General features: G+C 71.6%; 21 protein-coding genes. 15 read left to right on the top strand and 6 right to left on the bottom strand.

Annotation, left to right across the window (positions count from 1 at the left end; genetic code table 11):
- Nucleotides 1–60 precede the first annotated feature (60 nt).
- On the top strand, nt 61–831 hold the full coding sequence (locus IEZ27_RS40170; protein WP_189652068.1) for a DeoR/GlpR family DNA-binding transcription regulator: 771 nt from the start codon (nt 61–63) through the stop codon (nt 829–831).
- Nucleotides 832–899: 68 nt separating this feature from the next.
- On the top strand, nt 900–2,636 hold the full coding sequence (locus IEZ27_RS40165) for a glycerol-3-phosphate dehydrogenase/oxidase (RefSeq protein WP_189652067.1): 1,737 nt from the start codon (nt 900–902) through the stop codon (nt 2,634–2,636).
- A 39-nt stretch (nt 2,637–2,675) separates the two neighbouring features.
- On the opposite strand, the gene IEZ27_RS40160 is transcribed toward IEZ27_RS40165, so the two are convergent.
- Together IEZ27_RS40160 and IEZ27_RS40155 are read right to left on the bottom strand one after the other, a co-directional pair.
- The gene (locus tag IEZ27_RS40160; RefSeq protein ID WP_189652066.1) at nt 2,676–4,691 is read right to left on the bottom strand and encodes a beta-propeller domain-containing protein; all 2,016 of its coding nucleotides are present in this window, start codon (nt 4,689–4,691) and stop codon (nt 2,676–2,678) included.
- A gap of 32 nt (nt 4,692–4,723) precedes the next feature.
- Nucleotides 4,724–6,946: a serine/threonine protein kinase gene (locus IEZ27_RS40155; protein WP_189652065.1), complete on the bottom strand. Its 2,223-nt coding sequence runs from the start codon at nt 6,944–6,946 to the stop codon at nt 4,724–4,726.
- A 73-nt stretch (nt 6,947–7,019) separates the two neighbouring features.
- Between IEZ27_RS40155 and IEZ27_RS40150 the strand changes: the two genes are divergently transcribed.
- From IEZ27_RS40150 to IEZ27_RS40130, 5 genes are read left to right on the top strand one after another with little or no spacing between them, the layout of a single operon-like run.
- Entirely contained in the window at nt 7,020–8,525 is a 1,506-nt protein-coding gene (locus IEZ27_RS40150; RefSeq protein ID WP_189652064.1) for a succinic semialdehyde dehydrogenase, read from the top strand.
- On the top strand, nt 8,522–10,180 hold the full coding sequence (locus tag IEZ27_RS40145) for a GMC oxidoreductase (RefSeq protein WP_189652063.1): 1,659 nt from the start codon (nt 8,522–8,524) through the stop codon (nt 10,178–10,180). Before IEZ27_RS40150 ends, IEZ27_RS40145 begins: the two co-directional genes overlap by 4 nt.
- Before the next feature lie 2 nt (nt 10,181–10,182).
- On the top strand, nt 10,183–10,788 hold the full coding sequence (locus IEZ27_RS40140; RefSeq protein WP_189652062.1) for a TetR/AcrR family transcriptional regulator: 606 nt from the start codon (nt 10,183–10,185) through the stop codon (nt 10,786–10,788).
- A 5-nt stretch (nt 10,789–10,793) separates the two neighbouring features.
- Nucleotides 10,794–11,534, top strand: a complete 741-nt coding sequence (locus IEZ27_RS40135; RefSeq protein ID WP_125644568.1) for an MBL fold metallo-hydrolase — start codon at nt 10,794–10,796, stop codon at nt 11,532–11,534.
- A 23-nt stretch (nt 11,535–11,557) separates the two neighbouring features.
- The gene (locus tag IEZ27_RS40130) at nt 11,558–12,388 is read left to right on the top strand and encodes a pyridoxal-phosphate dependent enzyme (protein ID WP_189652061.1); all 831 of its coding nucleotides are present in this window, start codon (nt 11,558–11,560) and stop codon (nt 12,386–12,388) included.
- Here the strand turns inward: IEZ27_RS40130 and IEZ27_RS40125 are convergent.
- Nucleotides 12,363–13,076, bottom strand: coding sequence for an alpha/beta fold hydrolase (locus tag IEZ27_RS40125; RefSeq protein WP_189652060.1), 714 nt, complete (start codon nt 13,074–13,076; stop codon nt 12,363–12,365). The genes IEZ27_RS40130 and IEZ27_RS40125 overlap by 26 nt on opposite strands.
- 50 nt (nt 13,077–13,126) lie before the next feature.
- On the opposite strand from IEZ27_RS40125, the gene IEZ27_RS40120 reads away from it, so the two are divergent.
- The 4 genes from IEZ27_RS40120 (at nt 13,127) to IEZ27_RS40105 (ending at nt 17,909) form a co-directional block, all read left to right on the top strand.
- A complete protein-coding gene (locus IEZ27_RS40120; protein WP_189652059.1) occupies nt 13,127–14,125 on the top strand; it encodes a LacI family DNA-binding transcriptional regulator in 999 nt (332 codons plus the stop codon).
- Between the two features lie 117 nt (nt 14,126–14,242).
- On the top strand, nt 14,243–15,484 hold the full coding sequence (locus IEZ27_RS40115; protein ID WP_189652058.1) for an MFS transporter: 1,242 nt from the start codon (nt 14,243–14,245) through the stop codon (nt 15,482–15,484).
- A gap of 10 nt (nt 15,485–15,494) precedes the next feature.
- Nucleotides 15,495–16,985, top strand: a complete 1,491-nt coding sequence (locus IEZ27_RS40110; protein WP_189652057.1) for a DUF885 family protein — start codon at nt 15,495–15,497, stop codon at nt 16,983–16,985.
- 39 nt (nt 16,986–17,024) lie between these two features.
- Complete coding sequence (locus IEZ27_RS40105; RefSeq protein ID WP_189652056.1) at nt 17,025–17,909, top strand: SDR family NAD(P)-dependent oxidoreductase; 885 nt, start codon at nt 17,025–17,027, stop codon at nt 17,907–17,909.
- Here IEZ27_RS40105 and IEZ27_RS40100 read toward each other — a convergent pair.
- Nucleotides 17,854–18,807 (bottom strand): hypothetical protein, encoded by a 954-nt coding sequence (locus tag IEZ27_RS40100; RefSeq protein WP_189652055.1) that lies wholly within the window; start codon nt 18,805–18,807, stop codon nt 17,854–17,856. The genes IEZ27_RS40105 and IEZ27_RS40100 overlap by 56 nt on opposite strands.
- 97 nt (nt 18,808–18,904) lie before the next feature.
- On the opposite strand from IEZ27_RS40100, the gene guaA reads away from it, so the two are divergent.
- From guaA to IEZ27_RS40080, 4 genes are all read left to right on the top strand, one after another.
- Nucleotides 18,905–20,452 (top strand): glutamine-hydrolyzing GMP synthase, encoded by a 1,548-nt coding sequence (guaA, locus tag IEZ27_RS40095; RefSeq protein ID WP_125644554.1) that lies wholly within the window; start codon nt 18,905–18,907, stop codon nt 20,450–20,452.
- A gap of 287 nt (nt 20,453–20,739) precedes the next feature.
- Nucleotides 20,740–21,915, top strand: a complete 1,176-nt coding sequence (locus IEZ27_RS40090) for a PP2C family protein-serine/threonine phosphatase (RefSeq protein ID WP_189652054.1) — start codon at nt 20,740–20,742, stop codon at nt 21,913–21,915.
- Nucleotides 21,912–23,516, top strand: coding sequence for a sensor histidine kinase (locus IEZ27_RS40085; RefSeq protein ID WP_229824775.1), 1,605 nt, complete (start codon nt 21,912–21,914; stop codon nt 23,514–23,516). The genes IEZ27_RS40090 and IEZ27_RS40085 overlap by 4 nt, the downstream gene beginning before the upstream one ends.
- Nucleotides 23,513–23,977 carry a response regulator gene (locus IEZ27_RS40080; protein WP_125644550.1) on the top strand — a complete coding sequence of 155 codons (465 nt, stop codon included), beginning with the start codon at nt 23,513–23,515 and terminating at the stop codon, nt 23,975–23,977. Before IEZ27_RS40085 ends, IEZ27_RS40080 begins: the two co-directional genes overlap by 4 nt.
- On the opposite strand, the gene IEZ27_RS40075 is transcribed toward IEZ27_RS40080, so the two are convergent.
- Entirely contained in the window at nt 23,974–25,434 is a 1,461-nt protein-coding gene (locus IEZ27_RS40075; protein WP_189652053.1) for a hypothetical protein, read from the bottom strand. The genes IEZ27_RS40080 and IEZ27_RS40075 overlap by 4 nt on opposite strands.
- 28 nt (nt 25,435–25,462) lie before the next feature.
- On the bottom strand, nt 25,463–26,152 hold the full coding sequence (locus tag IEZ27_RS40070) for a polysaccharide deacetylase family protein (RefSeq protein WP_189652052.1): 690 nt from the start codon (nt 26,150–26,152) through the stop codon (nt 25,463–25,465).
- Nucleotides 26,153–26,202: the final 50 nt, after the last annotated feature.

The following is a 26,202-nucleotide window of genomic DNA, read 5'->3' as shown; positions in this document are numbered from 1 at the left end:
GCTCTGAGCTCTCCGGTTGTGCCACGCTTGCACCTGTCCGGATCTCACTGGGGAGGCTTCGTGTCCCGCTACGATCGCTGGAACGCCATCCTGGAGCTGCTCGCCCAGGAGGGCAGGCTGTCGGTGGAGGAGGCCGCCCAGGCGCTCGACGTCTCCACCGCCACGATCCGGCGGGATTTCGACCAGCTCGCCCAGCAGCAGATGCTCATGCGCACCCGCGGCGGAGCCGTGGCCCAGAGTGTCAGCTACGACCTGCCGCTGCGCTACAAGACGGCCAGGCACGCCGACGAGAAACACCGCATCGCCGCCGCCGCGGCCGGCCTGGTGAGCGCGGGCGCCGTGATCGGGCTCAACGGCGGCACCACGACCTCCGAGCTGGCCCGCACCCTGGCCACGGTCTCCACGCTGGAGAGCGGGTTCACGATCGTCACCAACGCCCTGAACATCGCCGCCGAGCTGACCGTACGGCAGCACGTCAAGATCGTGGTCACCGGCGGGGTGGCCAGGCAGCAGTCGTACGAGCTGATCGGGCCGCTGGCCTCGGGCGTGCTGGAACAGGTCACCCTCGACGTGGCCTTCCTGGGCGTCGACGCGATCGACGTCGAGCTGGGGGCCTCGGCCCATCACGAGGGCGAGGCCAGCGTGAACAACCTGCTGATCAGCCGTGCCGCCCAGGTCGTCGTGGTGGCCGACTCCTCCAAGGTGGGCCGGCGGGCCTTCTCCCGCATCTGCCCCATCGACCAGATCGACACGCTGGTCACCGACGCCCAGCTCTCCGACGAGCTCGCCGGCCGGCTCACCGACGCGGGGGTCAAAGTCGTACGCGCCTGAGGTCGTGCCGCGTTACATGTCACCGGACAAACGGGTAGGTAGTACCGCAGGCGACCCCAGGGGGGATGATGACGGCGGGTAGGAGCGTGTCCCGGCTCGGGCCGGCCGAACGTGCGGCGGCGCTGGCGGAGATGTCGGCCAGGGAGTTCGACGTGGTCGTGGTCGGCGGCGGCGTGGTGGGGGCCGGCATCGCGCTCGACGCCGCCACCCGTGGGCTCGACGTGGCCCTGCTGGAGGCGCGCGACTTCGCCTCGGGCACTTCCTCGCGTTCGTCCAAGCTCATCCACGGCGGCCTGCGCTATCTGGAGCAGCTCAACTTCGAGCTGGTACGCGAGGCGCTCCAGGAGCGGGCGCTGCTGCTCCAGCGCCTGGCGCCGCACCTCGTACGGCCCGTGCCGTTCCTGTTCCCGATGACCCATTTCGGCTGGGAACGCCCCTACGTGGGAGCCGGGGTCGCGCTCTACGACACGCTCGGCTTCGCCTCCGGCCTGACCCGCGGGGTGCCAGGACACCGGCATCTGTCCAGGTCACGGGCATTGCGGCTGGCCCCGGCGCTGAAGAAGAGCGCGTTCACGGGGGCCGTCCAGTACTGGGACGCCCAGGTCGACGACGCCCGCTACGTGATGACCATGTTGCGCACCGCCGCCACGTACGGCGCCCAGATCGCGCCGCGCGCCCAGGTGGTCGGGTTCCTGCGCGAGGGCGAGCGGGTCACCGGCGTACGGGCCCGCGACCTGGAGTCGGGCACGGAGTTCGACGTGCACGCCCAGCAGGTCGTCAACGCCACGGGCGTGTGGACCGACGACATCCAGGAACTGGTCGGCGGACGCGGCCAGATCCACGTACGGGCCTCCAAGGGCATCCACCTCCTGGTGCCGCGCGACCGCATCCACTCCCGCACCGGCATCATCCTGCGTACGGAGAAGTCGGTGTTGTTCGTGATCCCGTGGGGCCGCCACTGGATCATCGGCACCACCGACACCGAGTGGACGCTGGACAAGGGCCACCCGGCGGCCTCCCGCACCGACATCGACTACCTGCTCGACCACGTCAACGCCGTGTTGTCGGTGCCGCTGACCCGCGACGACGTCGAGGGCGTCTACGCGGGCCTGCGCCCGCTGCTGTCGGGGGAGTCCGACCAGACGTCCCAGTTGTCCCGTGAGCACGTCGTGGCGCATCCGGTGCCGGGGCTGGTGATGATCGCGGGCGGGAAGTACACGACGTACCGGGTGATGGCGCGCGACGCGGTGGACGCGGTGGCGCACGGGCTCGACCAGCGGGTGCCGCGTTCGTGCACCGACCGCGTCCCGCTGGTCGGGGCCGAGGGCTACCAGGCGCTGTGGAACTCCCGTTACCGCCTCGCCCACACCTCGGGCCTGCACGTCGCCCGGATCGAGCACCTGCTCCAGCGCTACGGCTCGCTCATCGACGAGGTGCTGGAACTGGTCGAGGACGATCCGTCGCTCGGCCGCCCGCTGTCGGGGGCCGACGACTACCTGCGGGCCGAGATCGTCTACGCCGCCACCCACGAGGGCGCCCGGCATCTCAACGACGTGCTCACCAGGCGGACGCACATCTCCATCGAGACCTTCCACCGCGGCCTTGCCGTGGCGCAGGAGGCCGCCGAACTGCTCGCCGGGCCGCTCGACTGGGACGCCGAGCAGGTGAAACGGGAGGTGGAGTACTTCACCAAGCGGGTCGAGGCCGAACGCCGCTCCCAGGAGCAGGACTCCGACCAGGAGGCCGACGCGATCCGGCTGGGCGCCCCCGAGATCGTCCCCGTCGTCGCGCCGGAACGCGGGTGACCGTCCCGTAGGAACGGTCACCCGTCTCCGCGGGCCGGGTCAGCGCAGCGGGATCCACGCCTGCCGGGCCAGCGTCGTGGCGTCGTTGACCTGGAGGCCGTCCCACGACAACGTCCACACGGCGTCGCCGATCACCATCGAGCGGGTGATGCCGGGCTGGTAGGCGTAGTCCTTGTCCTGGTGGGTCGGGTGCTTGATCATGCCGAGCTTGGTCACGGCCGAGTCGTCGATCTTCAGCACGACCGCGCCCGACTCCTTGGGGGTCATCAGCGGGATCACCGACAGGCCGGTCTTCGGCCAGTACAGGAACGCGTGCGGGTCCCACTCGGCCTCGGAGCCCGCCTCCTTCTGGAAGAGCTGCGACAGCCTGCGCGGGTTGGCCGGGTCGCTGACGTCGAACAGCGAGACCTGCGTGCCGAGCGTCCTGCCCTTGTCGCTGGCCTCCTGGCCGATGCCGATCAGCCTGCCGTCCGCGCCGGGGTGCAGGTACGCCGAGTAGCCGGTGATCTTCAGCTCGCCGGTCACCTTGGGGGCGGCCGGGTCGCGCAGGTCGAGGGTGTAGAGCGGGTCCACCTGCTTGAACGTGACGCAGTAGCCCACCGGGCCGATGAACCTGACCGAGTAGATGCGCTCGCCCTTGCCGAGGCCGCCGACCTCGCCGACCTTGGCCATGGTGTCGGCGGCGAGCACGTACACGCTGCTCTCGCTGGTCCTGCCGTCGGTGGAGGTGAGGGTGGTGGCGACGCGGAGGTTGCCCTCGTACTCCGACAACGAGTACTGGTTCAGCAGGCGGCCGGGGACCTTGCCGGAGGCGACGTAGGCGGGGGCGCCGGGGGCGCTGATGTCGAACCTGTGGACCTCGGTCTCCTCGGGCGGCGCCGTCGGAGTGGGGTCGGGCGCGGGCGCCGACGTGGACTCGACCGGGGCACTGGCCGACGCGGTCGGCGCGCCGGTCGTCACGGCCGGGTCGCTCGGGGTGGGCTCGACGGCCGGGGCCGCCCCGTCGGTGGCCGTCGGCACGGGCTCGACGGGCATCGGCTCGGTGACCACCGGGAACCACCAGCGGGGGTTGCTGGCGACGTACAGGCTCTTGCCGCTGCCGTAGACGGTGTCGCCGTCGGCGGCGAGGCTGATGGGCTCGGTGCCGGTCGCGGCGACGTCCTGGGTCAGGTCGATGGTGTGCACGGTCAGCAGCGAGGTGCCGGTGTAGTCGGCCGGGTGGCTGACCCGCTCGCACTTGACCGTGTCCTTCTTGACCGTGCCGGACGCGCTGGTGATCTCGACCGTGGGCTGCCAGGCGGTGAGCGGCGCCTGCCGTACGACGGCCTGGTTGGCCTTCTTGCGGTCGGCCTCGGTGGCGTCGGGGCTCTTGGGCTCGGGGAAGGTGATGTCGGGCTGGCTGCGCGTGACGAGCCGGACGGTGGAGCCGATCATCCTGGCGTCCACGTACGAACCCTGTGCCCTGATCGTGCTGAGCACCTTCGGCTGCCCGGCCAGGTCGACCACGACGTAGCGGGTCTCGCCGGGCGGCGCGAACGACTTGACCATGATGTCGCCGCCGCGGAAGAGCACCAGCGCGCGGTCGCCGGAGACCAGCAGGTCGGCCGGGGTGAAGGTGGGCTCGTCCTTCTTGGTGAGCTTGATGGACGCGGTGACCTTCTTCGTCGCCGTGTCGATGATCCGCAGGGTGCCGTCCACGACCGTGATGACCCGGTCGCCGTCGGTCTTGACCAGGTCGGGCTCGTCCACGCCGGCCTCGTGCACGTTCGTGGTGGAGTGCTCCGGGGTGTTGGAGGTGGTCTTCGCCCTCGCGGTGCTGGCGGTGTCCTCCATGTACATGATCTGCGGGCCGCCGAAGCCCCAGGGGCCGACGTTCTCCGCGGCGTGTTCCCGCAGGCCCGCCAGCATGTCGTCGCAACTGTCGTAGGCGACCAGGCGGACGGCGTCGAGCGTGACCTTCGGCACGGGCGCCTGGCCCGTCGCCGCCGAGGTGCAGGCCGCCGTGACCGTGGCGAGGGCCGCGGCGGTCACGGCCGTACGGATCAGCGTCTTCATGACCTCCTTGACGGCTGCGCGGGCCGGATGGTTCAGGAACCCTTGTCGGGGTTGACGGTGAAGACCGGGCTGAAGTCCACGTCGTCCGGCACGTCCACGATCTTGCGCAGCAGCGTGCCCTTGAAGTCGACGACCTGGATCTCGTCCTTGGTGTTGTTGTCCTGCTCCCAGCAGTAGAGGCGGGTGTCGTCGTACCAGCCGAGCACCTTGTCGCAGTCGGAGGAGAACTTGTGTGTCCGGTCGCCGGACTTGACGTCCCACACGCAGGTGTCGCCGTCGCTGCCGTTGGGGCAGTCGGACAGGAACGACTCGCCGGAGGGGGAGAAGATGTCCTGGGTGCCGGCCGGCAGCGTGCCGATCGAGCGCACGTCGCGGGTGGCCTTGCCCTGGGCGTCGAAGAAGCGCAGGCCGCGGTTCTTCTCCGGGCCGAAGATGTTGACCACGCCCTCGTCCTTGCCGTCCCAGCCGAAGGCGGTCTTGCGGACGGCGGCGTCGTCGACCGTGACGATCCGGGCCTTCATCGTGGCCACGTCCACGATGACGAAGCCCGGGTACGTCCACGTGTCGCCGGACTTGCGCTCGATGTTGAGCAGGATCTTCGAGGCGTCCTGCGACCAGCCGCGGATGCTGGCGATCAGCGGGCTGCGGACGGTCTTGATCGTGCTGCGTTCGCCCGACCGGCGGTCGCTGACGATGATGTAGTCGTAGTTGTCGTCGGAGTACTTCCGGCCGCGGGTGGCCAGGTATTGGCCGCCGGGCGAGACGCTCGACTCCCAGTTGCCGGCGTACTTGCGGAACGGGCCGCGCAGCGAGTCCCTGGCGTGGTCGACCCAGTCGTTCTTCTTCTTGTCCATGATCTCGTAGGAGGTCAGGACGATCGCGTCGGCGGGGTTCTCGTACAGGCTGATGGCCGCGCCGGGCAGGGCCTTGCGCGGGCCCTCCTTCGGTACGGAGACCTCCGTGACCGGCGGCGTGGCAGGCGGAGTGGCGGGCGGCGTGGCGGGCGGGGTGCTCCGGTCGGCCGGCTGGGTGGCCGGCGGGGTCGTGGTGCCGCCGTCGCCGGCCAGGGGCGTGCGCTCGGCGCTGATGAGCACGACGAGCCCGGCCAGCACCAATAACGCGACGCCCAGCGTGACCCCGATGATCAGCGGCGCCCTGCTCTTCCTGCCGGGCGGCTGGTGGTGCACGCCCGGGTGGGTGGGCTGCGCGTACGGCGAGGGCGGGTGCCACTGCTGCTGCCGCGGCGGGTACGGCGGCTGACCCGGCACCGGCCCGGTCATCGGGTTGGGCGCCGCCCCGGGCACGGGCCCGGTCATCGGGCCGGGCGGACCCGTCATCGGGCCGGGCGGCGGCGGGCCGGGGGGACCCGTCATCGGGCCGGGGGACGGCGGACGCGCGGGGACGGCCTCGGCGGCGGCCGCGGCCAGGATGGCCGAGTTCGCCGGCATCGGGTGCTGGAGCAGGCGCATGATCACCTGCTCCGCCGTCGGCCGCTGCGCCGGGTCCTTGGCCAGGCACGCGGCCACCACGTCGCGCAGCGCGCCGTCGAGCACGCCCAGGTCGGGCTGCTGGTTGAGCACCCGGTTGATCACCGCGGGCATGGTGTCGCTGCCGAACGGCGCCCGCCCCGACGCGGCGTAGACCATCGCGCTCGCCCACGAGAACATGTCGGCCGCGGGCCCGACGGTGTGCCCCATGATCTGCTCGGGCGGCATGTACGACGGCGTGCCCACGACCATGCTGCTGATCGTCGAGGTCGCGTTGAGCGCCCGCGCGATGCCGAAGTCGATCACCCGCGGGCCGTCCGCGCCCAGGATGACGTTGGCGGGCTTGAAGTCGCGGTGGACGATGCCCGCCTGGTGGATGGCGGCCAGGGCGGTCGCGGTGCCGATGGCCAGCCGGTGGAGCGTGGACCCGGTGCGCGGCCCCTCCTCCTGCACCACCCGCTGGAGCGAGGGCCCCTCGATGAACTCGCTGACGATGAACGGCCGGTCCTGCTCCACACCGGTGCCGAGGACGGTCGCGGTGCAGAACGGCGCCACCTGCTGGGCCACCTGGACCTCGCGCAGGAACCGCTCGACGCTCACCTCGTCGCCGGACAGGTCGGGCCGCAGCCATTTGACGGCGACGTGCGTGCCGGAATGATCTTTCGCGAGGTAGACGACGCCCTGGCCGCCCTCGCCAAGCCTGCCGAGGAGATCCAGCCCGGCCAGACTCGGTGGATCTCCGGGGCGTAGCGGAGCGAACGATGGCATAAGAGGATTCTGGCCCCAGGCCGCGAATCCGCAAAAACTACCCGCGGGTAGCCGGGCGGAATATCCTTCTGGCATGCACGTCACGTCCAGCGGCAAGACCCGGCAGATCACCGCGCCCTTCACCGGCGAGCCACTCGCCGAGCTGCCCATTTCCACGGCCGACGACGTACGCCTGGCCTACGAGCGAGCCAGGGCCGCCCAGGCCGAGTGGGCGGCCAGGCCCGCCGCGGCGCGGGCGAGACCGTTCCTGCTGCTGCACGACGCGATCCTCGACCGCAGGGACGAGATCCTCGACATCGTCCAGGACGAGACCGGCAAGGCCCGCAAGCACGCCTTCGAGGAGGTGCTCGACGTCGCCGGCTGCAGCCTCTACTACGCCAGGCGCGCCCCCGGCCTGCTCGCGCCGCGCGGGCGCAAGGGCATCTTCCCCGCCGCCACCCGCGTGGCCGAGCTGCGCCAGCCCAAGGGCGTCGTCGCGCTGATCTCGCCGTGGAACTACCCGCTCTCGCTCGGCGTCACCGACGCGGTGCCCGCGCTGCTGGCCGGCAACGCGCTGGTGCACAAGCCGGACACCCAGACCGCCATGTCCACGTTGTGGACCATCGACCTGCTGGCCGAGCTGGGCATGCCGCGCGAGATCTGGCAGGTCGTGCTGGGCGAGCCCGCCGAGATCGGCGACGCGCTGCTCGACGACGCCGACTACGTGGCGTTCACGGGGTCGACCAGGGGCGGCAGGAAGATCGCCGAGGAGGCGGCCAAGCGGCTCATCGGCTGCTCGCTGGAGCTCGGCGGCAAGAACCCGATGGTGGTGCTCGACGACGCCGATCTGGCGCACGCCGTCCAGGGGGCGATCCGGGCCTGCTTCACCAACGCCGGCCAGCTCTGCCTGTCCATCGAGCGTCTGTACGTGCACGAGTCCGTGTTCGACGACTTCGCCGCGCGCCTGGTCAAGCAGGTCAGGAACCTCAAGCTCGGCGCGGGCCGCGACTGGTCGGTCCAGATGGGCTCGCTCACCTCGCAACGCCAGCTCGACGCGGTCGGCGCGCACGTCGACGACGCCGTGGCCAAGGGCGCGACGGTGCTGACCGGCGGCCGGGCCAGGCCCGACCTCGGCCCGCTGTTCTACGAGCCGACCGTGCTCACCGGCGTACGCGACGACATGGACCTGTGCCGCAACGAGACGTTCGGCCCGGTGGTGGCCCTCTACCCGTTCACCTCCGAGGAGGAGGCGGTCGAGCTGGCCAACGACACCATCTACGGCCTGAACGCCTCCATCTGGACCACCGACCTGGCCCGCGGCCGTGCCCTGGCCACCCGCGTCAAGGCCGGCACGGTCAACATCAACGAGGGGTACGGCTCGGCCTACGCCTCCTACGACGCGCCCATGGGCGGCATGAAGTCCTCCGGCCTCGGCCGCCGGCACGGCGCGGAGGGCCTGCTGCGTTACACCGAGTCCAAGACGGTGGCCTCGCAGGCGTCCTGGCTGGGCTTCGAGCCGCCCTTCGACCTGACGTACGAGACGTGGGCGAACGTCCTGGCCGGCACGCTCAAGACGATGCGAAGGCTGCGGATCAAGTGACGTTCGACGTCCTCGTCATCGGGTCGGGGTTCGGCGGCAGCGTCTCGGCGCTGCGGCTGGCCGAGAAGGGCTACAAGGTCGGGGTGCTGGAGGCCGGTCGCCGCTTCGACGAGTCCACGCTGCCGGTCACGTCCTGGAAGCTGCGCGACTTCCTGTGGGCGCCCTGGCTCGGCATGAAGGGCATCCAGCGCATCCACGTGTTGCGCGGCGAGCGCGGCACCGGCGTGATGGTGCTGGCCGGAGCGGGGGTCGGCGGCGGCTCGCTGGTCTACGCCAACACCCTCTACGAGCCGCTCGACCCGTTCTTCCGCGATCCGCAGTGGGCCGGCATCACCGACTGGAAGTCGGAGCTGGCCCCCCACTACGACCAGGCCAAACGTATGCTCGGCGCGGTCACCAACCCCACCTTCACCCGCGCCGACGACATCATGCGCAGGGTCGCCGAGAAGATGGGCGTCGGCGACACCTTCCACCTGGCCCCGGTCGGCGTCTACTTCGGCGAGGACGGCGTCGACCCGTACTTCGGCGGCGCCGGGCCGCGGCGGCGGGGTTGCGTCGAGTGCGGGCAGTGCATGACCGGCTGCCGCCACGGCGCCAAGAACATGTTGATCAAGAACTACCTCTACCTCGCCGAGCGCGCGGGCGCCCGGGTCTACGCCGAGTGCACGGTCACCTCGGTACGTCCCCTGCCCTCCGGCGGCTACCGGGTGGTCGTGCGCAAGACCGGCTCGGCGGTGCGCCGCCGTTCGTTCACGGCCAAGCAGGTGATCTTCGCGGCCGGGACGTACGGCACCCAGCGCCTGCTGCACAAGCTGCGCGCCACCGGCGACCTGCCCCGCGTGTCGCCCCGGCTCGGCACGCTGACCAGGACCAACTCCGAGGCCCTGCTCGGCTTCGAGCGCCCGTCGGCCGGCGGCGAGAAGCTCAACAAAGGCGTGGCCATCACCTCCTCCATCCACCCCGACGCCGAGACCCACATCGAGCCCGTGCGATACGGCGACGGCTCCAACGCCATGGGCCTGCTCCGCACCCTGCTCGTGGACGGCGGGCAACCCCGGTTGCGGGCGCTGGCCCGCGAGATCGCCGCGCGGCCCCTGCAGGCGCTACGGCTGCTCGACCTGCGCCGCTGGTCGGAACGGACCGTCATCGCGCTGGTCATGCAGGCCAAGGACAACTCGATCACCATCCGGCGCACCCGCTGGGGCCTTCGCTCCGCGCGCGGGCACGGCGAGCCCAACCCGACCTGGATCCCGGCCGGGCACGAGGCCGTACGGCACGCGGCGGCCGAGATCGGCGGGCTGGCCGGCGGCACCTGGCTCGACCTGTTCGACATCCCGACCACGGCCCACTTCCTCGGCGGCTGCGTGATCGGCGACTCGCCCGAGACCGGCGTGATCGACGCCTACCACCGCCTCTACGGGTACGAGGGGCTGCACGTCGTGGACGGCTCGGCCGTGTCGGCCAACCTCGGGGTCAACCCGTCGCTCACCATCACCGCGCAGGCCGAGCGCGCGTTGTCCCTCTGGCCCAACGCCGGCGACCCCGACCCGAGGCCCGCCCCCGGCTCGCCGTACGTCCGACTGTCCCCGGTGGCGCCACGCGACCCGGCGGTACCCGCCCACGCTCCGGGAGCACTCCGCCTGTATACACTGTAAACATGAGTGAGCAGGGAACGGCCGCGCGCATCGCGAGCGTGGCCCGGCGCATCCTCGTGGAGGAGGGCGCCGACGCCGTCAGCATGCGGCGCGTCGGCGAGGCCGTGGGCGTCACCGCCATGGCCATCTACCGGCACTATCCCAACAGGGAGGCCCTGCTGCGCGCGGTCGCCGACGCGAGCGCGCGCGAACTGGCCGAGGCGTGGACCCGCCGGCCCGACGCGGGCGGTCTGGAGGAACGGTTCGCGGCGGCGCTCGACGACTTCCTCGACTTCGCGCTCGGCAGCCCGCATCTGTACCACTTCCTGACCTCCGACGCCTGGGCGCGGGCCCGCCGCTTCCCCGACGACTTCCGCGACGGCCAGGGCCCGCCGTTCAGCGTGGTCGTGGCGCTGGTCGAGGAGGGCATGCGGGCGGGCCTGCTGCGCGAGGACGATCCGCTGGAGACCGCCCTGGCCGTCACGGCGAGCACGCAGGGCCTGGTCCAGCAGTACCTGAGCGGCCGGATGAGCATGGCCGAGCCCGACTTCCGCGCCCTGTGCCACCGTACGGTGAGCCGGGTGTTCAACGGGGTGCGGAATAAACCCCTCACTCCGCCGTGTCGTTGACGAACATGGATATTCGTTACGCCGGTGGTCCGACCGCCGTCATCGAGCTGGGCGGCGTTCGGCTGCTGGTGGACCCCACGTTCGACCCGGCCGGTGAGCACCCGGTCGGCGCCAGGGTGCTGACCAAGACCGCCGGCCCCGCCTTCGGCCTCGACGAGGTGGGCCCCGTGGACGCCGTGCTGCTCTCCCACGACCAGCACCCCGACAACCTCGACAACGCGGGCCGGGCGTTCCTCGCCGAAGTGCCGCTGGTGTTGTCCACGAAGTCGGCGGCCGAGCGCGTGGGCGAGCCGGTACGAGCCCTGCCCAACTGGAGCGAGACCCAGGTCGGCCCGGTACGGGTGACCGGCGTGCCCGCCCAGCACGGCCCCGACGGGACCGAGCACCTGACGGGTGAGGTCACCGGGTTCGTGCTCAGCGGCGAAGGGCTGCCCACGGTCTACGTGAGCGGCGACAACGCCTCGCTCGACGTCGTACGGGCCGTGGCCGACAGGTTCCCGAGCATCGACGTGGCGCTGCTGTTCGCGGGCGGTGCACGTACGCCGCTGGTCGACGGGTTCCTGACGCTGACCAGCGAGGACGCCGCCACCGCCGCCGAGATCCTGGGCGCGCGGCACGTCGTACCGCTGCACTTCGAGCAGTGGGGGCACTTCACCCAGGGCAGGGAGACGCTGGAGAAGGCGTTCGCCGGGTTCGGCGAGCGGTTCGTCCTGCTCGCTCCTGGCGAACGGGTGGAGCTTTCCTGATCTCGTCCTGACAGGGTGGTCCGGTGAGCTGGAGCACACGCGCGCTCGACACGCTGGCCGCCGGGCCGCCGACCAGGTTGATCGACTTCCCCGTCCGGGCGCCCGGCGTCCGCCTGCTGCTGAAGGACGAGTCCGGCCAGCCGACGGGCAGCCTGCGCCACCGGCACGCCAGGGCGCTGTTCCGGCAGGCGGTGCTCGACGGGCTGGTCACCGAGGGCACCACCGTGGTCGAGGCGACCGGCGGCAACGCGGCGGTCGCGCAGGCGTGGTTCGCCCGGCGGCTCGGCCTTCCCTACATCGTGGTCATGCCGGGCAGGCGCGACCAGGCGCGGGCCCGCGCGGTGGAGGCGCTGGGCGGCGAGTGCCGGTTCGTGACGCCGCCCCTGGCCATCTACGACGCGGCCAGGAGCATCGAGGGCCACTTCCTCGACCAGTTCGGGCGGGCCGCGCCGCACGACTCCGCCTACTTCCCGGGCTGGACGCTCGACGTGCCCGACTACGCCACCGGCATGCCCTCGCGGATCGAGGGCATCGGCCGTCCTCGCGTGGAGCCGGGATTCCGGCCCGACCTGGTCGACCTGGTGGTGCCGGTGCCCGACGCGGCGAGCGTGGCGGCGGCCAGGCACCTCAGGGAGGTCACCGGGCTGCCCGTGGGCGGCTCGTCCGGCACCGCGCTGTGGGCCGCGCTGGAGCTGGTCGAGCGCATGCGGGCCAGAGGGGAGAGCGGCACGGTCGTCTCGCTGGTGGGCGACGCGGCCGAGCGGCACCTGGCGACGTACCACGACGACGCCTGGGCCGCCGGCAAGGGCCTCGACGTCGCCGGCCGCCTCACCGAGCTGCGGCAGCGGGTCTGATCCAGCCCTCCAGCCCCGCCAGGAAGTCCTCGAACAGGTGGCGGTGGATCGTGTGCTCGGCCCCCGTGACCACGCGCACCTCGAACCCCTTGCCCCGCAGTTCCTCCTGGAACGCCGGCGACACCAGGAAACTCGGGTCGGCCACCTGCACCAGCGACGGCACGACGGGCGCGGGCGTGAAGTCCATGCCCGACGCCTCGACGAGCGACAGCGCCGACCGGCGGTCCCAGCGCGCGAGCATCTCGACCTCGACCGCCACCTCCTCGGCCGAGAAACCGGGGTGCATGGCGGCGATCAGCTCGCCGGTCTCGTCGGTGAAGTCCGCCATCGACTCCAGGGCGGCGCTCTCCAGCGTCGGCAGGCGGAAGGCCGGATCGGAGTAGATCGCCCGTCCGGGCATGAGCCGTTCGACGGCGAGGCCGAGCGTGAGGCCGCCGAGCGAGTGCCCGATGGCCAGCTCGGGGTGCGCGGGCACCGACTCCGCCAGCGACGAGGCGAACAGCTCGGGCGGGTAGGCGTCGGCGCGGGGGCTCTCGCCGTGGCCGGGGAGATCGACGGCGATGACCCGGTAGCCGCGCGCGGCCAGTTCGGGGCCCACCCGCCACCAGCATCGCGAGTCGGCCATGATGCCGTGGACGAGGACGGCCAGGCGATCGCCCGAACCCCATTCACGAGTGTGCAGCTTCATGCGGCAGCCTCTCCTGATTATACGTATAAGCAGTTGATACCATCCACCCCGTGAACACGACAAGGGGGGACCGCCCGCCGACCAGCGTCGACGTGGCCAGGGCCGCGGGAGTCTCACAGGCCACGGTCTCGTACGTGCTCACCGACAACCCCCACGCCCGCGTGAGCGAGGAGACCCGCAGACGGGTCCGCGACGCCGCCGCCCGGCTGGGTTACGTGCCCGACGCCGCCGCCCGCACGCTGCGTACGGGCCGCAGCGGCATCGTGCTCATGCCGCTCTCGCGGGCCAGGGTGGGCCGGCTGGCGCAGCAGGTGTTCGACGAGCTGGAGGAGGAGTTCAGGACCCGCGGCTACACCCTCGTCCAGTACGGCGAGCGCACCCTCAAGGGCGTGGCCGCGGCAAGGAGCTGGCTCGCCCTGCGGCCCTCGGCCGTCCTCGTCGAGGCCGCGCGGCTGACCAGGCCCGCCGTGGACCTGCTGCACGCCTCGGGCGTCCGGGCCGTCATCGGCCTGTCCGACCAGCCCTCGCCCCTGGTGCCGGCCGTGGTGTTCGACCACCGGGCCCTCGGCGCCGCGGCCGCCCGCCACCTGGTCGAACGGGGGAGCCGGCGGCTGGCGGCCGTCGTGCCCCGGGAGGAGGGCCTCGACGCCATGGGACGGGCCCGGCTGGCGGGGGTGCGGGAGGTCGTTCCCGGGGCCGCGCGCATCGACCTGGCCTTCTCCGAGGAGGAGGCGGGGCGGATCGTCCGCGCGGGCGACCTGCCCGACGGCGTCTTCGCCTACAACGACGAGTACGCGATGTTGCTGATCAGCGCGTTGAAGGACGCCGGTCTGCGGGTCCCGGAGGACGTCGCCGTCGTCGGCGCCGACGACCTGCCGATCTGCACGCTCATGCGGCCCCGGCTGACCAGCGTGCACTTCGACGCCACCGCGAGCCCGGCCGACCTGGCGGGCGAGATCGACGGGATCGTCCGAGGAGAGCGGCCGTCCGTGGGCGGCGAGGTCGTCGCCCGGTTCGAGCCCCGGCTGGTGATCAGGGCCAGCGCCTGAGGCCGCCGCCGGGCGCGTAACGAGTTGGACGCGCGTCTTGTCAGCCCTTCCCGTGCGACCTACAGTCCAGAGCAATCGTCGGTGATACGTATCATCACTGCCCGGAAAGGTCCCCCCATGGCTGAAGTTCTGAGCGGCGCGCTCAGGGACACCCGGCGTCTCGGGCCGCTCTACCTGACGCTTCCGCTGGCCAACGTCGCCGTCATGTTCCTGTGGCTGAGCGTGGGCGCGTTCGTCCTGCCCGTGCACGTGCAGCGCATCACCGGTGTCAACGACGTGGCCGTGCTGGGCCTGGCCAACTCGATCGGCCCGCTCATGGCCACCCTCGCCAACCCCGTCTTCGGCCAGATCTCCGACCGGACCAGGTCGCGCTTCGGCCGCCGTTCGCCGTGGATACTCGGCTGCGTCCTGCTCGGCGTGCTCGCCCTGTTCGCGCAGGCCAACGCGGGCAGCGTGCTCATGCTCGGCATCAGCTGGGCGGGCGTGCAGACCATCATGAACGGCTACCAGGCCGCCATGACCGCGATCCTGCCCGACCGGGTCCCGCCGACCCGGTACGGCACCTACTCCGGCCTGTTCGGACTCGGCACGCCGCTGGCCACCATCGCGGCGTCGATCATGTTCATCGTGTTCCCGCAGCTGGCCGCCGGCGGGGCGTACTACGTGGCGATGGTGTTGCTGCTGGTCGCGGCGGTGCTGGTCGTGGTCGTGACGCCGGACACGTCCTCGGTGGGGATGGCGCGCGAGCCGTTCAGTCTGAGGGCGTTCCTGGCCGGGTTCGTACGGCCGCTGAAGAGCCCGGACTTCGCCTGGGCCTTCGTGTCCCGCTTCGGCGTCATGCTCGGATATCTCGTCATCTTCACCTTCAACCTCTTCCTCCTTGAGGACTTCATCAAGATCCCCAAGGGCGAGGTGATCGCCACGATGGGCCTGCTGATGCTCATCGGCCAGGCCGCCACGCTGCTCGCGGTGCTCGTGATCGGCCCGATCTCCGACCGCCTCGGCCGCTTCCGGATGTTCGCGCTCGTCGCCGGGTTGTCCTCGGCGGTGTTCCTGGGCATCCCGCTGGTGATGCCGACGTTCCAGGGCATGATCGTCTACAACGTCGCGCACGGCATCGCGTTCGGCGTCTACCTGGCCGTGGACATGGCCCTGGTGACGAAGGTGCTGCCGGACCCCGGCGACGCGGGCAAGGACATGGGCGTCATCAACATCGCCAACGCCGGGCCGCAGATCCTGGCGCCCGCCCTCGCCGCCGTCGTCGTGGGGACGGGCGGCTACCCGGCGCTGTTCGTCGTGGGCATCGTGATCTCGCTGGTCGGCTCCGTCGGGGTCCTCAAGATCAGGGGTGTGCGCTAGCGTCGGCGGCATGACGGAACTTGACCCCAGATTGCGTGCCATCACCGATTTGATGGTGTCCGAGGCGCGCGAGGGGGGCGGCAGGCACGAGTACGACGGCCAGATCCAGGACCTGTCACCCGAGGGCGTACGGGCCGGTCTGGCCCGCCTCGGCGAGGGCGACGCGCCGGACGACCCGCACGACGCCGAGCACCTGCAGATCTTCGAGGCGGCCATGCGCACCCAGCTCGGCGAGCTGGAGCTGCACCGCAAGAACCCGCTGATCCACCTGTCCAACCTCGACCTGGCCTGCTACGACCGCGACTACGGCCCCGAGGCCGAGCGCGCCGCCGCCAAGGCCGCCCACCTCGCGCTCTGGCCGCAGGCCGTGGACGCCGCGATCGCCGCGCTCGACCAGGTCCCGGCCCCGGTCGCCACGTCCCTGCTGGGCGCGGTGCGCGGCCTGTCGGCGGGCATCACCGACGAGGCCGCGCTCGAAGCCCACGGCAGGCTCGTGGCCCACGTCGCGCACGCCGCCGCCGAGGGCGACCCCGACGCCGCGCTCGGCGGCCCGGCCCTGGTCAAGCTGATGAGCACCGCCGAGGGCCTGCCGGTCGACCTGGGCCGGCTGGCCGAGCGCGCCGACGCCGAACGTGACCGGCTCATGGACCTGCTCGCCGAGTCCTGCGCCAAGCTCGGACGGGACGGGCGGCCCCTCGACGTCGTACGCGAGCTGGTCAAGGACCACCCCGACGCCGACGGCGTGATCGAGGCGGCCAGGATCGGCACCGAACGGGCCATCGCGTTCACCCGCGAGAAGGACCTCGTGCCCTACCACGACGGCGAGTGCCTGGTCGGGCTGGCGCCGGAGTCGCGCCGCTGGGCCATGGCCATGATGGCGTGGAACTCGCCGGGCGAGCCCGAGGGCCCGTCCTGGTACCACATCACCCCGCCCGACCCGTCCTGGGACGAGCGGGAGCAGGAGGAGTGGCTGGAGGTCTTCAGCAGCACCACGCTGCCCGCGATCAACGTGCACGAGGTCGCTCCGGGGCACTTCTCGCACGCCCGCGCGCTGCGCCGGGCCCCCTCGGACGTACGGCGGCAGCTGCAGTCGATGTCGTTCGTCGAAGGGTGGGCGCACTACGCCGAGGAACTGTGCGTCGAGGAGGGCTACGCGCCCGACGACCCGCGTTTCGAGATCGGCGTCTGGGTGGAGGCCCTGATCCGGGTCACCCGGCTGGCCTGCGCGATCGGCGTGCACACCGGGCAGATGACGGTCGAGGAGGGCGCCAGGCGCTTCGAGTCCGACACCCACCTGGCCGGTCCGGCGGCGTTGTCGGAGGCCCGCCGCGCCTCCTTCGACCCGACGTACGGCCGCTACACCTGGGGCAAGCTGCTCATCCTCGACCTGCGTGAGCAGGCACGCCAGCAGTGGGGGGCGGGCTTCTCGGTCCAGCGTTTCCACAAGGCGCTGTTCGACCTCGGCTCGCCGCCCCTGGGTTTGCTCGGCGCGATCCTGTAGCGTCGGTGGTGCCGAGCGAGCGCTAGGGAGGTTCAGGCCGTGCGTGAACTGTCCGGCAGGGCCGCGGTGGTGACGGGCGCGGCCAGTGGCATCGGCAGGGCCCTGGCCTTACGGTTCGCCGCCGAGGGCATGTCGTTGATGCTGGCCGACGTCGACCCCGGCGGCCTGGCCGAGACGGCCGCGCTGGCCGAGAAGGCGCTCGCCGGGCCGGGCGAGGTGCTCACGCAGGTCACCGACGTCTCCGACGCGGCGGCCGTACGGCACCTGGCCGACCGCAGCTTCGGCGAGCTCGGCGCGGTGCACGTGCTGTGCAACAACGCCGGCGTCTACCAGGGCGGCCACCTGTGGACCCGGACCCCCGAGGACTTCGCCTGGCTGCTCGGCGTGAACCTGTGGGGCGTGCTGCACGGCGTGCACGCGTTCGTGCCGCGCATGATGGCGCAGGACACCGAGGGGCACATCGTCAACACCGTGTCCGTGGCCGGGCTGTTCGCCGCGCCGCGCGCGGGCGGCTACGCCATCACCAAGTACGCCGCCCTGGCCGCCTCGCAGTCGCTCGCCCAGGACCTCGCCACCGTCGGCTCCAAGCTCCGCGTGACCGCGCTCTGCCCCGGCGCGGTCAGGACGCGGATCAACGACTCCGGCCGCTCCCGCCCGGCCGACCTGGTCGCCACCCCGACCGACGACGAACTGGCCGCCCGCGAGGCCGTCGACGCGTCCATGGCCCGCGGGGTCGAGCCCGCCGAGGTCGCCGACCTGGTCGTCCGGGCCATCCACGAGGAACGGTTCCTCGTCCTCACCCATCCCGAGTTCGCCGGCCGCCTGCGCAGGCAGACCGAGCTCCTGCTGGCCGGCGACCTGCCCGGCGCTACCAGCGGCGCTCGTGGGCCAGCACGCTCACCACGCTCCCGCGCCGGGGATTGACCAGCAGCCGGACGTGGTCGCCCGGCAACACGTCCTGGTAGAACCGCTCCTTGGCCCGGTACGCCGCCGCCCGCTCCGAGACGCCGTCGTGCAGGGCCACGTAACAGGTGCGCGAGGAGGACAGGTCGTCGCCGTGCCCGGCCACGATCCAGCGTTTGACCACCCGTCCCTCGACCTCCTGCCGCTTGGGCGCGCCGGCGTCGCGGGGAGCGGGCTCGACCAGGACGCCGCGCCACCCGTCGCCGGTGAAGATCCACTCCTGCCGGGCGTCCACGGGCGCGGGCTCGGGCCCGGCGGCCTCGCGGCCGAGCGGCGTCAGCAGGAACCCGCGCCCGCCCAGCAGCAGCGCGACCCCGGCCACGAACGCCCCCGCCGTGGCGATCCAGCCGGGCCAGGACACACCCGCGTGGGAGATGGTGACGTACCAGGGCACGACGAGGGCGGCGGCGAGCAGCAGCGGCACGAGCATGCTCTGCCAGCGCCGCCGCGCGAGACCGAGGTCGATGGCGCTCTGGCGTACCAGGGGCACGAACTCGGCGTCGAGGTCGCCGCTGTCCGGCATCAGGGCGACGACCGGTGCCTGCGGCGCCCCCGCCAGCCGGGCGGCCACCCGGTCGAGCACCCACTGCTCGTACGGCCACACCCGCCCCTCGCCTTGCGCCGAGAGCGAAAGCCGATCACCCCGGATCGTCACCCATTCGCGCCTGGCCAGCTCGAACACCGTCGCGTGGAAGAGCTCGCCGGCCCGCAGCCCGCGTAAGAGCTCGACGACGGCGGGCGGCGCCGGGGCAGCAGGGGCCGCCGGGGCCGCGGCGGCCCGGCGAGTCGTCAACCCGAACGCGGCGGCCAGCGCGGCGAACCACAGGGCCCACGCCGAGGCCGGCCAGACAAGATCCACCGTTCTGTGTTAGCACGAGTGACGGTGTGAGGCCAGGCGTAATACCCGAGGCCGATACACTGAGGGCACCGCATTTCGCCTTTGGGGGGTTCTCACGGTGTCTGAATTCGACACAGTGCTGGTGGTCGACTTCGGCGCTCAGTACGCGCAGCTCATCGCCAGGCGGGTGCGCGAGTGCCACGTCTACTCCGAGATCGTGCCTTCGACGATGTCCGTCGAGGAGATGATGGCCAAGAAGCCCAAGGCGATCATCCTGTCCGGCGGCCCGTCCTCGGTCTACGCCGAAGGCGCGCCGCCCGTGCCTCACGGCCTGTTCTCGACCGGCGTGCCCACGTTCGGCATCTGCTACGGCTTCCAGGCCATGGCCCAGGCGCTCGGCGGCGAGGTCGCCCGCACGGGCATCGCCGAGTACGGCGGCACGGCGCTCGAAGTGCTCAACGAGGGCGTCATCTTCCAGGGGCTGCCCGCCACCCAGACGGTGTGGATGTCCCACGGCGACAGCGTGGCCGCGGCCCCCGAGGGCTTCGCGGTCACCGCCTCCACGAACGAGACCCCGGTCGCCGCCTTCGAGCACCCCGAGCGCGGCCTCTACGGCGTGCAGTTCCATCCCGAGGTGCTCCACTCCGAGCACGGTCAGGCGGTGCTCAAGCACTTCCTCGACGCGGCCGGCTGCCGTCCCTCCTGGACCATGCTCAACATCGTCGAAGACTCCGTCGAGGCCGTGCGCCGCCAGGTCGGCGAGGGCCGCGCCATCTGCGCGCTGTCGGGCGGCGTCGACTCCGCGGTGGCCGCCGCGATCGTCCAGCGGGCCATCGGCGACCGGCTGACCTGCGTCTTCGTCGACCACGGCCTGCTGCGCAAGGGCGAGGCCGAGCAGGTCGAGCGCGACTTCGTGGCCGTGACGGGCGTCAAGCTGCGGGTCGTCGACGCCGCCGACCGCTTCCTGAAGGCGCTGGAGGGCGTCACCGACCCGGAGGAGAAGCGGAAGATCATCGGCCGCGAGTTCATCCGCGTCTTCGAGGACGAGCAGCGCGCCATCATGGCCGACGGCCCGGTCGACTTCCTGGTCCAGGGCACCCTCTACCCCGACGTCGTCGAGTCCGGCGGCGGCACGGGCACCGCCAACATCAAGTCCCACCACAACGTCGGCGGCCTGCCCGAAGACCTCCAGTTCAAGCTGGTCGAGCCGCTGCGCGCGCTGTTCAAGGACGAGGTCCGCAGGGCCGGCGAGGAGCTCGGCCTGCCGCCCGCCATGGTCTGGCGGCAGCCGTTCCCCGGTCCGGGGCTCGGCATCCGCATCGTCGGCGAGGTCACCCGCGACCGCCTGGCGCTGCTGCGCGAGGCCGACGCCATCGCCCGCGAAGAGTTGTCCCGCGCCGGCCTCGACCGGCAGATCTGGCAGTGCCCGGTGGTGCTCCTGGCCGACGTCCGCTCGGTGGGCGTGCAGGGCGACGGCCGCACCTACGGTCACCCGGTCGTGCTCCGGCCGGTGACGTCCGAGGACGCGATGACGGCCGACTGGGCGCGGGTGCCCTACGACGTCCTGTCGCGCATCTCCACCCGCATCACCAACGAGGTGAGCGAGGTCAACCGGGTGGTCGTCGACGTCACGAGCAAGCCCCCGGGCACCATCGAGTGGGAGTAGCGCCACATGTGAACGGCCCGGGACCGATGTCGGCCCGGGCCGTTCGCATGTCCGGCTGAGAGCGGTTAATGCAGGTCAGACCATTGGCTAGGGTGGAAGTAGGTCGATTCGTCGTGCCCGCCGGATCGTGGCCCGTTACGATTGCTCAGCCTATGGACGCATACCGGAAAGTTTCTTGGGAAAAGTGCGTTAGTTTGGGCCATTTCTTGGCCGTAGTGGGCAGTGGGGCACCTGAGGCGTCGATCCGCTAGAGCTCGGTGCCGGTGACGAAGGGTGCAATTGCCAACATGGCCCATGCGAGTGAGGGTGTCCGGCAGCCGTTGGTGTTGCTCGTGGAGGACGATCCGCAGGATGCGCTGATCGTCCAGGAGCTGCTGGAGGACAGCGGCCTTGCCGTACGGCTGGAGTGGGCGCGCTCGGTCGACGAGGCGCGGCGGGCGCTGGCCTGGCTGCGCCCGCAGTGCGTGCTGCTCGACCTCGGCCTGCCCGACTCCTACGAGTTCTCGGCGCTGTCATCGGTGCTGGAGTCGGCCGGCGACGCCGCGGTCGTGGTGCTGACCGGCCTGGCCGAAGAGGGCGCCGGCCTCGCCGCGGTGACCGCCGGAGCCCAGGACTACCTGGTCAAGGGCCGTGTCGAGGCCGAATGGCTGGGCCGCACCCTGCGTTACGCCATACAACGCAAGCAGGCCGAGCAGGCCGCCGTCGCGCTGCACACCGCACGCCTGCGCGCCAAGGAGAACGCCCGCCTGGAACGCGGCCTGCTGCCGACGCCGCTGCTGCAGCGCGTGCCGCTGGAGGTCGCCTCGCGCTACCGGGCCAGCCGCTCGGCCACGCTCGGCGGCGACTTCTTCGACGTCGTCGAGTCCGACGACAAGCTCGTGCATGCGGTGATCGGCGACGTGTGCGGCCACGGCCCCGACGAGGCCGCGCTCGGCGTCTGCCTGCGCATCGCCTGGCGGGCGCTGGTGCTCAGCGGCATGACCGGCGTCCCCCTGCTGCGCCAGCTCGAACGCATACTCAAGGCCGAGCGCGCCAGTTCGGAGATCTTCGTGACGATGTCCATGCTCGTCCTGGAGCCCGACCGGCACACCATGCGCCTGTGGCGCGCAGGGCATCCCGGCCTGCTGCTGCACACACCCGATTCGGTACTCCTCGCCGACCCTCGGCAGGGGCCCGCGCTCGGCCTGCCCATCGAGGCGGACTGGGAGGCGGACCTGCTGGAGCTGCCCGAGGGCGGCGGCGTGACGCTCTACACCGACGGCCTCTTCGAGCGCCGGCTCCCGGGGGACACACCCCGGTGGCTGGGCGAGGAGGGCCTGCTGGAGCTCTCCCACCGGTGGACGGGGCTCGGCAGCGAGGAGCTGCTCGACGCGATCCTGGCCGATGTCGAGTCGGCCTCCGTCCCCGACGCGACGGCCGACGACGTCGCCGTCGTGCACCTGCGCTGGAAAGACGAATCGTGAGCGGACAGGCACCCGTGCGCCAGGTTTCCGTCAAGCCAGGGGCCGACCGGGGGTTGCGGCGGCTGACCGTGCACGGCTGGTTCGTGGTGATGATCGCGGCCGTCTCGGTCCTGGTGGTCGCCTGCGTCGTGATCGCCACGGTCATGCTCGACCGCACCGCCCGGCTGTCGGACCAGGTGATCCTGCGCATCTCGCCGGCCAGGATCGAGGCCGCCCAGCTCCGCAGCACGCTGATCGACCAGGAGACCGGCGTGCGCGGTTTCCTGCTGACCGGCAACGACGACCTCCTGGAGCCGTACACCGCCGGGATCGAGGCCGAGCGGCGCAGCCGCGAACGTATCGCCGCGCTCATCGGCGACCGGCCCGAGCTGGTCGGCGAGCTGAACGCCGTCCGCGACGCGGCGGCCGCCTGGCGGCGTGACTACGCCGAACCGCTCACCGCCGACCGCCGGGCCGACGGCGCCATCCCCGCCGGCCGGATCGAGAGCGGCAAGCACGCGTTCGACCAGATCAGGACGCTGCTCGACCGGCAGGACGACCGGCTGGCCAAGGCCCGCCGGCTCGCCCAGGAGGAGCTGGAACAGGTCGAACGGGTCCGCAACCTGGCCTTCGTCGTCATGCTGATCCTGTTCCTGATGGCCGGCGTCGCGATGGCCGTCCTGCTGCGGCGGGCGATCGGCCGGCCGCTCGACGAGCTGCGCGAGGCCGCCCGCGACATCGCCGCCGGCGACTTCGACCGCGCCATCCCGGTCAGCGGGCCGGCCGACATCCGAGAGGTCGCCCGCGACGTGGAGTCGATGCGTACGAAGATCGTCGAAGCCCTCGGCGAGTCCCGTCAGCAGCACGTCCTGCTGCGCGAGCAGGCGGCGGGCCTCGACGCCCAGGCCGAGGAGCTGCGGCGGTCGAACGCCGAGCTGGAGCAGTTCGCCTACGTCGCCTCCCACGACCTCCAGGAGCCGCTTCGCAAGATCGCCACCTTCTGCCAGCTCCTCCAGAAGCGCTACGGCGACGTGCTCGACGAACGCGGCCTCCAGTACATCCACTTCGCCGTCGACGGCGCCACCCGTATGCAGGTCCTGATCAACGACCTGCTCACCTTCTCCCGCGTCGGCCGCCTGTACGACGACCGCAAGCCCGTCGAGCTGGAAGAGGCGCTGGAGAAGGCGCTCGTGGACCTGTCGGCCGTCATCGAGGAGAACGGCGCGCAGATCGAGCGGCCCGACCCGCTGCCTCGCGTGATCGGCGACCCCACGATGCTCGGCATGCTCTGGCAGAACCTCGTCGGCAACGCGCTGAAGTTCCGTGCCCCCGACCGCGTGCCCCGCGTCACGATCACCTGCGAGCAGCGGGAGAACGACTGGCTGTTCGCGGTCAGCGACAACGGCATCGGCGTGGACGCGGAGTTCGCCGATAAGATCTTCATCATCTTCCAGCGCCTGCACAGCCGCGAGGCGTACACCGGCACCGGCATCGGCCTGGCGATGTGCAAGAAGATCGTGGAGAACCACGGCGGGACGATCTGGCTCGACACCGGCTACACCGAGGGCGCCCGGATCAGCTTCACCCTGCCCGCCGTCACCGACGAAGGAGCACCCGCATGACCGTCCAGCCCATCGAAGTGCTCCTGGTCGAGGACGATCCCGGCGACGAGCTCATCACCCGCGAGGCGTTCGAGGACAACAAGATCCGCAACAACCTCCACGTCGTACGCGACGGCCTGGAGGCGCTCGACTTCATCTACCAGCGCGGGGCCTACACCGAGGCGCCCCGGCCCGACCTGGTCCTGCTCGACCTCAACCTGCCGAAGTACGACGGGCGGCAGGTGCTGGAGAAGATCAAGGGCGATCCGGAGCTGCGGGCGATCCCGGTCGTCGTCCTGACCACCTCCTCGGCCGAGGAGGACATCCTGCGCAGCTACAAGCTGTTCGCCAACGCGTACGTCACCAAGCCCGTCGACCTTGAGCAGTTCATGGCCGTCATCCGGCAGATCGACGAGTTCTTCGTCACCGTGGTGCGGCTGCCGGGCCGTACCCGGCTGCCCGACGGCCAGGGCCTGGCCTAGTCGGCCGCCTCCGGGGGCGGGGCCGGACGCCGCAGCGTGCGCCACGCCGACCGGGCGGCGGCGAGCAGCAGCCGTCCCACGCTCGCCACGAGCAACGGCGTCAGCAGCAGCCCGACGAAGATCGGCGCGGCCATGTACCGGAAGTCCTGCGCCGAGATGTTGGCCAGCACGGCGAGCTGCTGCCCGGCCACGACCGCCGCCACCCCCAGGACGTACCGGTTGCGCAGGGCCAGCGCCCCGAGCGCCACCGCCGCGTACGACAGGTAGGCCCACGAGGCCCCCCGCCACCACACCCAGTCCCATTCGGGGGCCAGCGCCCCCGTCAGCCACGGCTCGGCGACCAGGTTCAGCTCCGCCGACAGCGGCCGGAGCGAGAACACCCCCCGCCCGGCGAAGTCCGGCACCTTGTACGGCCCCACGTACGTGTCCGCCGTGGGCCGCCGCGAGAACCGGTACGTCGTCCCGCCGACCACGTACGGATCCTGCACCGGGCTCCAGGCGATCGCCCCCCGGCACAGACGGGTGCCGATGATCAGGCCGGGATCGCCGGTCAGCAGCCGTTGCCACACGCCCAGCAACTCGCTCGCGCGGGCGTCGGCGGCCTGCCAGCTGAAGTCCCGCCGCCAGATGAGCAGGTTGACCGTGGCGCAGGTGCCGCCCTCCCACCACCTGCTGAGCGGCGCGACCGAGGCCATCAGTTCCTTGTCCTGCTGGGTGAACAGCTCTGGCCGCTCCCTGAACGCCACCGCGACGTCGGCGAAGGCCGTGTGGTAGACGTACGTCTTCGACGGGGCCGCGATGCCGAGCCGCGGGAACAGCAGGTTCGTGAGCAGCAGCGGAACGGCGGCCGCCACCGCCCCGACGAGCGCGAGGCGGACCCGCCGCGTGGCCACGATCACCAGCAGGACGGCGACGGCGATGCCCACGACGAGGAAGCCGTTCGCGCGGAAGAGCCCGAGCAACGTCATGAGCACGCCGAGCCCGGCCAGGGACACGCGCCGGCGCGCGGCCATGCGCGCGCAGACTCCCGCGATCATGATCGCGCAGATCGTGAACGGCACGTCCTTCCACAACGTGACCGTGAACGCCCCCACCGTCGGCGTCAGCGGCGCCAGCATCGCCACCAGCGTCGTGGTCCGCCGCGGCGCCCCCAACGCCCCGAGCGACCGCGCCAGGTACGTCAGCGCCCCCGCCATCGCCGTGGTCTGCGCGAACGTGACCGCCCCGAGGTCACCGGTCTTGGTGAAGCTGAGCCACAGCAGCGCGTCGTAGGCCACCGAATGATCGCTCACCCAGGGCCCGACGATCGTGTGGCTGAGGTAGAGCACCGAGTCGCGGCTGAACAGCCCGGGGTAGAAGGCTGCCCACCAGCAGGCGAGCACCGCCTGAATGATCAGGAAGGTCGCGAGGGCGACCCACGGCCTCGGCCGTGCGACGGCGGTGCTGACACTCTCCATGGTTCCAGGACTTCGGAGGGAGACGTGCTCAGAAGTAGCTCACTCCGGACTCCGGCCCCTTGCCGCGCAGCAGCGTCGGGACGGTGACGAGCGTGTAGCCCTGCTTCTTGAGCTCCTTGATGATCTCAGGCATCGCCTTGACGGTCTGCGGGACCGTGTCGTGCATGAGGATGACGCCGTCGCGCTTGGCCAGCTTGAGCACGGTCGCCTTGATCTTCTTGGCGTCGCGCAGCTTCCAGTCGAGCGTGGTGCCCGTCCACAGGATCTCGGCGAGGTCCTGCTGGTCGGCCATGCGGAGCACGCGGTCGTCGGTGTGGCCGTAGGGCGGCCGGAACATCGTCGGCCGGCGACCCGTGGCCTCCTCGATCAGAGCCTGCGTGGTACGCAGCTCCTCAAGGATGGCGTTGTCGTTGAGCGTCGGCAGCGAAGGGTGCGAGTAGGTGTGGTCGCCGATCGCGTGCCCCTCCTCGGACTCCTGCCGGGCCAGCGCCGCGCGCCGCTCGACCTGCTTGCCGACGAGGAAGAAGGTGGCCTTGGCCCCCTCCTTCCTGAGCACCTTCAGCAGCGTGGGCGTGTGCTCGCTCGGACCGTCGTCGAACGTCAGCGCCAGGCACTTGAGACGGGCGCAGTCGACCTTCGGGGCGGCGGCAGCGGCAGCGGGGGCGGCAGGGGCCGCGGTCAGGGCCAGAGTGGCCGCGAGCAAGGCGTGAATCACCACAGGCGACAGCCTAGGACCATCGAAGCCCGCCCGCGCGCGCGGTCATCGAC

The organism is Nonomuraea spiralis (assembly GCF_014648435.1).
GTDB classification, from domain to species: Bacteria; Actinomycetota; Actinomycetes; order Streptosporangiales; family Streptosporangiaceae; genus Nonomuraea; species Nonomuraea spiralis.
The sequence above is the reverse complement of the archived record's forward strand: the minus strand, read 5'-3'. Positions and strand labels throughout refer to the sequence as shown.

Coding starts and splice junctions, on each gene's coding strand:
- IEZ27_RS40140 (WP_189652062.1), top strand. CDS start 10,183: ATGAGTGAGCAGGGAACGGCCGCGCGCATCGCGAGCGTGGCCCGGCGC.
- IEZ27_RS40090 (WP_189652054.1), top strand. CDS start 20,740: ATGGCCCATGCGAGTGAGGGTGTCCGGCAGCCGTTGGTGTTGCTCGTG.
- IEZ27_RS40150 (WP_189652064.1), top strand. CDS start 7,020: ATGCACGTCACGTCCAGCGGCAAGACCCGGCAGATCACCGCGCCCTTC.
- IEZ27_RS40160 (WP_189652066.1), bottom strand. CDS start 4,691: ATGAAGACGCTGATCCGTACGGCCGTGACCGCCGCGGCCCTCGCCACG.
- IEZ27_RS40165 (WP_189652067.1), top strand. CDS start 900: ATGACGGCGGGTAGGAGCGTGTCCCGGCTCGGGCCGGCCGAACGTGCG.
- IEZ27_RS40115 (WP_189652058.1), top strand. CDS start 14,243: ATGGCTGAAGTTCTGAGCGGCGCGCTCAGGGACACCCGGCGTCTCGGG.
- IEZ27_RS40075 (WP_189652053.1), bottom strand. CDS start 25,434: ATGGAGAGTGTCAGCACCGCCGTCGCACGGCCGAGGCCGTGGGTCGCC.
- IEZ27_RS40155 (WP_189652065.1), bottom strand. CDS start 6,946: ATGCCATCGTTCGCTCCGCTACGCCCCGGAGATCCACCGAGTCTGGCC.
- IEZ27_RS40080 (WP_125644550.1), top strand. CDS start 23,513: ATGACCGTCCAGCCCATCGAAGTGCTCCTGGTCGAGGACGATCCCGGC.
- IEZ27_RS40125 (WP_189652060.1), bottom strand. CDS start 13,076: ATGAAGCTGCACACTCGTGAATGGGGTTCGGGCGATCGCCTGGCCGTC.
- IEZ27_RS40135 (WP_125644568.1), top strand. CDS start 10,794: ATGGATATTCGTTACGCCGGTGGTCCGACCGCCGTCATCGAGCTGGGC.
- IEZ27_RS40110 (WP_189652057.1), top strand. CDS start 15,495: ATGACGGAACTTGACCCCAGATTGCGTGCCATCACCGATTTGATGGTG.